Annotated in this window: 9 protein-coding genes and 1 pseudogene; 8 read left to right on the forward strand and 2 right to left on the reverse strand. The window is 71.4% G+C overall.

What is annotated here, in order from left to right:
* The 5 genes and pseudogenes from G6028_RS02580 to G6028_RS02600 all read left to right on the forward strand — a co-directional run.
* Positions 1-231, forward strand: a pseudogene (locus tag G6028_RS02580) (helix-turn-helix transcriptional regulator); the annotation flags it as partial.
* The gene (locus G6028_RS02585) at positions 228-1199 is read left to right on the forward strand and encodes a helix-turn-helix transcriptional regulator (RefSeq protein WP_182657952.1); all 972 of its coding nucleotides are present in this window, start codon (positions 228-230) and stop codon (positions 1197-1199) included. The pseudogene G6028_RS02580 and the gene G6028_RS02585, both read left to right, overlap by 4 nt.
* A gap of 108 nt (positions 1200-1307) precedes the next feature.
* On the forward strand, positions 1308-1751 hold the full coding sequence (gene tatA, locus G6028_RS02590; protein ID WP_182657953.1) for a Sec-independent protein translocase subunit TatA: 444 nt from the start codon (positions 1308-1310) through the stop codon (positions 1749-1751).
* A 117-nt stretch (positions 1752-1868) separates the two neighbouring features.
* On the forward strand, positions 1869-2807 hold the full coding sequence (gene tatC, locus G6028_RS02595; protein ID WP_241730486.1) for a twin-arginine translocase subunit TatC: 939 nt from the start codon (positions 1869-1871) through the stop codon (positions 2805-2807).
* Positions 2791-5451 carry a DEAD/DEAH box helicase gene (locus tag G6028_RS02600; protein WP_182657954.1) on the forward strand — a complete coding sequence of 887 codons (2661 nt, stop codon included), beginning with the start codon at positions 2791-2793 and terminating at the stop codon, positions 5449-5451. The genes tatC and G6028_RS02600 overlap by 17 nt, the downstream gene beginning before the upstream one ends.
* A 176-nt stretch (positions 5452-5627) precedes the next feature.
* On the opposite strand, the gene G6028_RS02605 is transcribed toward G6028_RS02600, so the two are convergent.
* Complete coding sequence (locus G6028_RS02605) at positions 5628-6557, reverse strand: 5'-3' exonuclease H3TH domain-containing protein (protein ID WP_182657955.1); 930 nt, start codon at positions 6555-6557, stop codon at positions 5628-5630.
* Between the two features lie 138 nt (positions 6558-6695).
* Between G6028_RS02605 and G6028_RS02610 the strand changes: the two genes are divergently transcribed.
* Positions 6696-7802, forward strand: a complete 1107-nt coding sequence (locus G6028_RS02610) for a M24 family metallopeptidase (protein WP_182657956.1) — start codon at positions 6696-6698, stop codon at positions 7800-7802.
* Between the two features lie 47 nt (positions 7803-7849).
* On the opposite strand, the gene G6028_RS02615 is transcribed toward G6028_RS02610, so the two are convergent.
* Positions 7850-8269: a pyridoxamine 5'-phosphate oxidase family protein gene (locus G6028_RS02615; protein WP_182643907.1), complete on the reverse strand. Its 420-nt coding sequence runs from the start codon at positions 8267-8269 to the stop codon at positions 7850-7852.
* Positions 8270-8332: 63 nt separating this feature from the next.
* Between G6028_RS02615 and G6028_RS02620 the strand changes: the two genes are divergently transcribed.
* Both G6028_RS02620 and G6028_RS02625 read left to right on the forward strand, forming a co-directional pair.
* Complete coding sequence (locus G6028_RS02620) at positions 8333-9112, forward strand: decaprenylphospho-beta-D-erythro-pentofuranosid-2-ulose 2-reductase (RefSeq protein WP_182657957.1); 780 nt, start codon at positions 8333-8335, stop codon at positions 9110-9112.
* A 28-nt stretch (positions 9113-9140) separates the two neighbouring features.
* On the forward strand, positions 9141-9600 hold a 460-nt coding region (locus G6028_RS02625), incomplete at its 3' end, for an SAM-dependent methyltransferase (RefSeq protein WP_338404127.1).

The following is a 9600-nucleotide window of genomic DNA, read 5'->3' on the forward strand; positions in this document are numbered from 1 at the left end:
ACGGTGTGGGCGGCGGACGGCCACGCCGCCGAACTCCGGGCGATGGCCCGCGGTTCCGGGCCCGCGACCCGGTTCGGTCGCGCCGGCATCGACCTGGAGGTGAGTGCCCCCCTCGGCGAGCTGTCGTCGATGGTCGCCTCCCAGGGCGCCGACGCCGTCGCCCTGAGACCCGCCGAGCTGCGCGTCCGGGTCGTGACCATTCTCACCGCGGCGCAGGAGGCCGTCCGATGACCCCCCGTGCCGTCCCGTTGGCGACCCTGCTCAGCGTGGTCCCGTACTTCCACTCCCGGGGAGCCGTGCCCGTGGCCGACGCCGCGCGGGACCTCGGCATGTCGGACAAGCAGCTCCGGGACGCCCTGTGGCAGCTGTGGTCCTGCGGGCTCCCCGGGTACGGCCCGGGCGACCTCATCGACCTGGCGTTCTCGTCCGAGGACCTCGACGACGCCGAGCTGGTCGAGGTGACGTTCACCGCCGGGATCGACCGGCCCGTCCGCCTCACCGCCGCGGAGGCCGTCACCCTGGAGACCGGGCTCGCGATCTTCCTGGATCATCCCGAGGTGGTCGACCAGACCGCCCTGCGCGATCTGCTTCGGACCCTCCGGACCGCGGCGGGTGTCGAATCGGGTGCCAGGGGACGCGGCGTCGACGCCGCCCGTCCGGAGACCACCACCCCGGATGCCGATGTGGTGCGCACCGCGGTCCACGACGGACACGCGCTGCGATTCGTCTACCACTCGGCCAGTTCCGACACCTCCACCACCCGGGTGGTCGATCCCGCTCGCCTCTCGGTCTCCGACGGCCACTCCTACGTCCACGGCGTCGACCGCGGGACGGGTCAGTGGAGGACGTTCCGCACCGACCGGATGAGCGGGGTGGAGGAGGTCGGACCGCGCCGCGCGCTCGGACCGGAACCCCAGGACGACGGCGAGGCGGGCGTCCTGATGGAGCGGGCCGTCGTCCCCGCGGCGGCGGCGTGGTTCCTCGACGAGTTCGGCTTCCACGATGTCGTCCGGCGCCCGGACGGAGATCTGGACGTTTCGATCGCCTATCACGACCGGGCGTGGCTGGTCAGGTTCCTGCTCGGGCACGCAGACGTGGTGACGCCGTCGGACCCCGCGCTGGCCGCGGAGATCGCCGCCCGGGCCACCGCGGGACTCGCGCTCTACTCGGCAGGCGACGACTCGATATCGTCGACGTGAAATCGTGGTGAACCCGCTGGTCACCGCCTTTGCAGACGAGGACCGCGACAACGCCTGTCGGCCTCGGTGCGTTAGCATGGGCATGTTGTCCCACAAACGGAGGTTGACATGGGTGCGTTGAGCATCTGGCACTGGCTCATCGTCCTCGCGGTGGTGCTGATTCTCTTCGGCTCCAAGAAGCTCCCCGACGCCGCGCGCGGTCTCGGCCGGTCGATGCGGATCTTCAAGTCGGAGATCAAGGAGATGCAGAACGACGACAAGCCGGCCGAGCCTGAGGCGCTCACGCAGGCCGGCCAGCCGACCGCGGCGCAGTACGTCCAGCCGCAGGCGCAGCCCCAGCAGGCGCAGCCCCAGGCACAGGGCTACCCGCCGGCCCCGCAGCAGCCGTACCAGCAGCCGCAGACCCAGCAGCCGGGCCAGCCGTACCAGCAGCCGCAGGGTCAGCAGCCGTACCAGCAGCCGCAGGGTCAGCAGCCGCAGCAGCCCGGCCACCCCCAGCAGCCCTTCGATCCCACCGCGCCGTACGACGGCGGCACCGGCCCCCAGCGGTAGCAGGCCACCTCACCGATGACGCAGAGCGGACCGGAGAAGACCGGCGCCACCCCCAGGGGCGGCGCCGGTCGGCTGCTGTCCAAGCGCAGGCGCCGGCCCCGGAACCCCGACGGCACGATGCCGCTCATCGAGCACATCTACGAGCTGCGCACGAGGCTGCTCATCGCCCTCGCGGCGATCGTGGTGACGCTGGGCTTCGGCTTCTGGTGGTACGGCAGCGGATTCTTCGGAGTCCCCTCGCTGGGTGAGATCCTCACCGGACCGTACTGCGACATCCCACCCGGTGCCCGCCTCCAACTCGGCGACTCGGGGGACCAGTGCCGCCTCCTCGCCACCGGCCCCTTCGAGCAGTTCATGCTGCGTCTTAAGGTGGCCGCGACCGCCGGCATCGTGCTGGCCAGCCCGGTCTGGCTCTACCAGTTGTGGGCCTTCATCACTCCCGGCCTGCACAAGAACGAGAAGCGCTACGGGATCGCCTTCACGTTCCTCGCCGCCGTCCTGTTCATCGGCGGCGCCGTCCTGGCCTACATCGTCATCGTCTTCGCCCTCGAGTTCCTGCTCTCGATCGGCGACAACGTCCAGACCACCGCCCTCTCAGGTACGCAGTACTTCACCTTCCTCATCCAGCTGATCCTGATCTTCGGGGTGAGCTTCGAGATCCCGTTGCTCATCGCGATGCTCAACGTCGCCGGAGTGCTCCGGTACGAGGTGCTCGCCAGGTCCCGCCGCGGGATCATCATGGGGATCTTCGTCTTCGCCGCCGTGGCCTCGCCCGGGCAGGACCCGTTCTCGATGCTGGCCCTCGCCGGGGCGGTGTGCATCCTGGTGGAGATGTCCATCCAGTTCGCCCGCATCCACGACAAGCGCAAGAGCAGGAACCGCGAGGAGTGGCTCGAGGTCGACGACGAGTCCGCGTCGCCGCTGGGCCCGTCCGAGCGCCTCGACGGCTCCGGTGCGGTCCGGTCCACCGGCCCGCTGTCCGCACCCGAGCCACTCGGTGGTGCCCGGCCCCTCCAGGCGCCGTCGGGTGGGGCGATGTATGACGACACGCTCTGAGCCCCACGATTCGGGCACGCTGCTCGAATCGTTCCTGCAGACGGAGGGCTTCGACCCGGACCCGTTCCAGCTGGAGGCGTTCACCGCGCTCGACGCCGGCCGCAATCTGCTCGTCTCGGCGCCCACCGGCTCGGGCAAGACGCTCATCGGGGAGTACGCGGCCCACCGGGCGTTGTCCGGCGGCGGCAGGTGCTTCTACACCACGCCCGTCAAAGCGCTGAGCAATCAGAAGTTCCGGCAGTTCCGTCATCGGTTCGGGCCCGAGAACGTGGGGTTGCTCACCGGGGACCACTCGATCGACGCCGACGCCCCGGTGGTGGTGATGACCACCGAGGTCCTCCGGAACATGATCTATTCCGGCTCCTCCGCCCTGCACGACCTGGACTGTGTGGTCATGGACGAGATCCACTACCTGGGTGATCGGTCGCGAGGGGTGGTGTGGGAGGAGATCATCCTCACCCTCGATCCGGCGGTTCGACTGGTGGGCCTGTCGGCGACGCTGAGCAACACCGACGAGCTGGGGGACTGGATCAGCGAGATCCGGGGGGACACCGCCGTGGTGCTCTCCGAGCTGAGGCCCGTTCCGCTCGCACACATGCTCTACACGGACGGGGATCTGATCCCGGTCCGCGCGGCGGCCGACCAACGGCGGCGCACCCGAGGCGGATATCACGACGAGCGGGTCGCGGCCCGGCCCCGAGCGCAATGGGCGCGGCGCCAGGACGTCATCGAGAAGCTCGACGACGACCATCTGCTGCCCGCGATCTACTTCGTGTTCTCCCGGGCGGGCTGCGACGGGGCGGTCTCGCAGATGCGGCGGGCCCGGTTGCGGCTGACCACCGGGGAGGAGTCCCGGCGGATCGCCTCGCACGTCGACGCCGCATGCGCACAGGTGCCCCGACACGACCTGGACGCGCTCGACTTCACCGCCTTCCGGGCCGGGCTGGTCAGCGGCATCGCGGCCCACCACGCGGGGATGCTGCCGCTGTTCCGGACCATCGTGGAGGAGTTGTTCTCGGCGGGTCTGATCAAGGTGGTGTTCGCCACCGAGACCCTCGCCCTGGGAATCCACATGCCGGCCCGCGCGGTCGTCCTGGAGAAGACCACCAAGTTCAACGGCGACACCCACGCCATGCTCACCTCCGCGGAGTACTCGCAGATCACCGGGCGCGCCGGGAGGCGGGGGATCGACACCAAGGGCACCGCGGTGGTGCTGGACCAGCCCGACCTCGACCTGGACGCACTGTCCGCACTGGTCGACACCCCGCGATTCCCACTGCGCAGTGCGTTCACACCCGACTACTCCATGGCCGTCAACCTCGTGGAGCAACTCGGCGTGGCGGAGGCCACCTCGCTGATCGGCAGGTCGTTCGCGCAGTTCCAGACCGACCGCACGCTGGTGTCCCGGTCCCGGGCGGTGGAACGCAGGACCGATGAGAGGGACCGAATCCGGGCCGATCTCGAGGACGCCGGCGGAGACCGGCAGCTCGACGAGTACATGTCGCTCCGTGCGGACCTCGGCCGACTGGAGAAGTCCACCGAGAAGGCGACCCGGGACGACCGGCTGGACTCCGTCCGCGCGGCGATGCTCAAACAGACCGCGGGTTCGGTGATCACCGTGGGCCGCAAACGGTTCGGCATGGTCGCCACGGTGCTGCAGGTCCGCACCGATATCCCCGCCGACCCGGCACTGCTGTGCCTGACCGACACCGGCTGGACCGGCTGGCTGCGCCAGCAGGACTTCGCGGCACCCCCCGTCCCGGTGGGGAGGGTCGATCTGCCCCGCGGCCGACGCAAGCTCGACGGGCGGGCCAAGCGGGCGCTGGTCCATCGGATGGAGGGACTCCGGGGTAAAGCCCGGGGTCGGATGAAGAACGCCGGCGGCAAGCCCGTCCGCAAGGACCCGCGGATCGCCGCGGCGCGCCGCGCCGTGCGCCAACACCCCCTCCACGACGACCCGCTGGTCGACTCGCTGGCACGTCTCCACGAACGCTGGGCCCGGGCAGCGGCGGACGTGGCCGAGCTCACCGCCGAGGTGGAATCCGACTCCGACTCCCTGGCCCGCCGTTTCCGGAGGATCGTCGGTCTGCTGGAGCACCTGGGTTACCTGGAGGACCGGGAGGGCGAGATCCGCGCCACGGACGCCGGCCGCCTTCTCGCGGGTGTGCACACCGAGCAGGACCTGTTCGTGGCCGAGTGTCTCCGACGCGGCGTGTGGGCCGGGCTGGACCCGGCCGGGTTGGCGGCGGTGATCGCCACCGTCGTGGCCCACCCCCGCAGTGACGCGGTGGTCCGCGAACCCTCCGACGAACTGCTGCGCGCGGCCCTCGCCGAGACCGAACTCGTCGCCGCCGACGTCGCCGCGACCGAGAAGGCTCACCACCTGCCCTCGACCCCGGATCTGGACGCGGGGCTCGCACCGGTCCTGCACCACTGGGTGTCGGGTGGCGCGCTGTCGTCGATCCTCGCCGCCTCGTGGCAGGAGGGCGTGGAACTCACCGCCGGGGACTTCGTTCGCTCCGCGCGGCTGGTCGTGGACGTCCTGGCCCAGGTCGGGCAGGTCGCCGAGCCCGATCTCGCGCGGACGGCACGGTCGGCCGTGGGGTCCCTACGTCGCGGGGTCGTGCTCGACCACACGGTCTGACCCCCGTCGCGCCATCCCTCCACCGCGCAGTCGCGCCATCCCTCCATCGCGAAGAGCGTTCCGCACACATCGTGCGAGAAGAGGGTGTGCGGAACGCTCTTATCGATGACTGGCGCTGGTGATTTCCGGCGCGGGAGATGACCGGCCCCGGGCCTGCAGGGGACCGGCGACGGCTCTCAGGCCGGGTCCAGGACCGAGGCCGCCTTCTCCAGACGCCCGATCGCACGCGCCTGTCCCGTGGCCTCACCGAGGGCGTCCAACCGCGCCCGGTCCACGTGTCCGCGCCGGCCGTCGGTATCACCCTCGAACTCGAACTCGAACCCGCGACCCCGCAGACGGACCACTCCGCGGGCGGCGGTCAGATAGTCGGTGGCCTCGAGAACCGCCTTCCGCTGCCGGGCGGTGAGACCAGATCCGTCGTCCTCAGCGGCCTCCACGATGCCGTCGAGGCCCCCGTACTCCCGCACGAGGGAGGCCGCGGTCTTGGTGCCGATCCCCGCCACCCCCGGCAGGCCGTCGGAGGCGTCACCGACGAGTACCGCGTAGTCGGCGTACACGCGCGCGTCGTCGCCGAGGGGAAGATCGAAGCGCTCCGCGACGACCTCGGGGGTGTACGCGAGTCGCTTCTTCATCCCCGCCCCCACGTACACGACCGTGGTGCTCGCCGACGCCAGCTGGAACAGGTCGCGGTCGCCGGTCACCACCAGCACCTCGCGATCACGCGCGGCAAGTTCCGCCAGGACGTCGTCGGCTTCGGCGTCGGCGGCGGACGCCTGCGTGATACCAGCGGCGGTGAGGATCTCCCGTATCGCGCCGACCTGCGGGTGGAGTGAGGCGGGCGCGTCCTCCCCGCCGTCGTCCCCGACACGGTGGGCCTTGTACGACGGAACCAACCCCACACGCCAGTCGGGGCGCCACTCGCGGTCCAGGGCCGCCACCAGTCCGGCCGGCGAGTACTCCTCGAGGAGCACCGACACCATGTCGCAGAATCCACGCACCGCGTTGGCCGGTGCGCCGTCGGGTCCGGTGATCTTCTCCGGTACCGAGTGGAACGCGCGGAACCACAGGCCGGCACTGTCGAGAACCATGAGCGGGCCCTGGGACACCGCGCCTCCTCGGGTCGAGTGTGGGCCGGGTATCGACCTGGCGTCAGAATAGTCCTCCCCGTGAGAGGGCGAGGTGACAGTGGTCCGCCGGGAGCGGACGGCGGGCGCCCGCGACGCCCGACGACCTAGGGTGGGGGGATGAGCACCGGCCCCTCGGACACCCACGCCCGGCGACTGACGGCGGTGCGTGATCGAGCGCGCGAGCTCGGGATCGATCACGTGGTGGTGTACTCGGGCGAGGACATGGACTACCTCACCGGCGAACGCATGGAGTCCCACGAGCGGCTCACGGCCCTCGTCGTGCCCGTCGGGGACGGAACGCCCCTCCTCGTGCTCCCTGCGCTCGAGCTCACCGGTGTCACCCGCCGGGCCGCCGCCCGGGTGGGCGCGGACATCCATCCCTGGGCGGACGGTACGGACGCGGTCCCTCTGGTCGCGGGCACGGTGTGGGGCCGGATCGCCGTCTCGACCGCGCTGCCCGCGCTCCATCTCGTCCCACTCCAGCTGGGTGTCGACGGTGAGGTGATCCTGGCCTCGGAGGTGATCGACCACGTGCGGGCCGTCAAGACGCCGCACGAGCTCGACCAGCTCGCCGAGGCCGCCCGCCGTATCGACGCGGTCCACGCGCGGATGGGTGAGTTCCTCGAGGTCGGTCGTAGCGAGGAGCAGGTGGGTGAGCTGATCTCCGCCGCGATCGTGCAGGAGGGGCTCACACACGCCGAGTTCGTGATCGTCGGCTCGGGGCCCAACGGCGCCGACCCGCACCACGGGGTCTCAGACCGCGTGATCGAACCGGGGGACATCGTCGTGGTGGACATCGGCGGGCCACTCGAGAGCGGGTACCACTCGGATTGCACCCGCACGTACTCGATGGGGGCGCCCGACCCCGGGATCGCCGAGGCGTACGCGGTGCTGCAGGAGGCGCAGCGTCTGGCCCGGGAGGCGGTGCGCCCGGGCGTCGCGATCGGCGAGGTCGACGCCGCGGCCCGCGAACACCTCGCGGCCGCGGGGCTCGGGGAGTTGTTCCTCCACCGCACCGGACACGGGATCGGTCTGGGGCTGCACGAGCCCCCGTTCGTCGCGCCCGGGGCCGACACCGTGCTGGCGGAGGGCATGGTGTTCTCCGTCGAGCCCGGGATCTACACGGCGGGCGGGTGGGGTGCCCGTCTCGAGGACATCGTCGCGGTGACGGAGGACGGCCGGCGTGACCTGAACACCGGTGACCGGGGTCTCCGGGTCCTCTGATCTCGCGCCCCGGTCCGTGTCCTCGGCCGGCGATCCCCGGGGAAGCTCTAGCGTCCGAGCCCGGTCCCGGTGAACATCTGGGCGGAGCCCAGGACCCGGTCCACCTCGATCGCCACCACGACGCGCTCGGGATTGGGCTTCGGTTCGCGGTAGCGCAACCCGTATCGGCGCTCGCCCTCGCGGACCGAGGCCTCGTCGGTGAGCAGCCGCGCGTGCCCCTCGAAGGTCAACCAGCGGCCGCGGTCGACGTGGGAGACCGCTGCCCGCCCGCCGCGCGCGGCGTTGCGCGCCTTCTGCGATCCCCGCCGGGTGATCACGCGGGCCAGCCCCGACTCGGGGTCGATGGTGAAGCCCACCGCCACCACGTGCGGTGAACCGTCGCGGCGGAGGGTGGTGAGCGTGCCCAGGTGGTACTCGGCGAGGAACTCGTGGGCGTCGGGGGAGAGGTCTGCCAGTGTGCGGGACATAGCGGCGAGCCTGCCACAGCGAGCCGACGCGGACCGCGACGACGTGCGTGGGACAATTCCCTCATGTCCACCCCAGCAGCCCCCTCGCCCCGGCGCGCACCGGGTGGCGAGGTCGTCGTGATCTTCGGTGGCCGGAGCGAGATCGGTCTGGCCGTCGCCCGGCGTCTCGCAGACGGATGCACGGTCGTCCTCGCCACTCGCCCCGGACGGGACGTCTCCGCGCTGGCAGCCCCCCTCACGGCGGCCGGGGCGGTGGCCGTCGAGATCATGGACTTCGACGCCGACGACCTCGACTCTCACGCCCGGGTCGTGGAGGATGTCGAGTCCCGGATCGGTGAGATCTCGATCGCCGTGCTGGCGTTCGGGATCCTGGGCGATCAGGAGGTGGCCGAGAGAGACGCGGCGACTGCGGCCAGGATCCTGCACACCGACTTCGTGGCCCAGGCCGCCCTGCTCACGGTTCTGGCGGAGCGGATGAAGTCCCGGGGGCGCGGGGTGCTGGTGGCGTTCTCGTCCGTCGCCGGCCAACGGGTCAGGCGGGCGAACTACGTGTACGGCTCCGCCAAGGCCGGTCTCGACGGTTTCGCCTCGGGGATGGCCGACGCCCTCCACGGCACGGGCGTGACGCTGGTGATCCCCCGCCCGGGGTTCGTGATCGGCCGGATGACCGAGGGGATGGACCCCGCCCCGTTCTCCTCCACTCCCGACCAGGTGGCCGACGCGGTCGTCGATCGGGTGCGGGCCCGTCGGGCCGGGGTGGTGTGGATCCCGTGGCAGCTGCGGGTGATGTTCGCCGTGGCCCGGCTCGTGCCGCAGCCGCTGTGGCGACGGATGCCGCGGTGAGCGCCCCCGCCGCGGATGACCGCGCCCGGTGACCGCCCGGTTCATCGGCGTCGGACCCGGCGCCGCGGATCTGCTCACCGTCCGCGCCTCCCGGTTGCTCGCCCGCTGCGGGACCTGTCTGTTCGAGGGCGGTCACGTGCCCGGCGAGGTGCTGGCCCTCTGTCCGCCGACGGCCCGTCTGGTGGACACGACAGGAATGCCCCTCCCGGACGTCGTCGTCGAGATCCGGTCGGCGTGCGAGCGGGGCGACCGGGTCGTCCGGCTCATCCCGGGGGATCCGTCGTCGCACCACGAGGTGGACCGGGAACTCCGCGCTCTCGATGCGGCGGGAATCGGGTGGCAGATCGTCCCCGGTGTCCCCGTGTTCGCCGCGGCGGCCGCCGCTGTCGGGGTCGACCTGTCCGCACCCGGAGGAACGGGATCGGTCCACATCACGGGGTCGGTCCACCACACGGGGTCGGTCCACAACACCGGGTCGGTCCACAACA

Source organism: Dietzia cercidiphylli (assembly GCF_014145145.1).
Taxonomy (GTDB): domain Bacteria; phylum Actinomycetota; class Actinomycetes; order Mycobacteriales; family Mycobacteriaceae; genus Dietzia; species Dietzia natronolimnaea.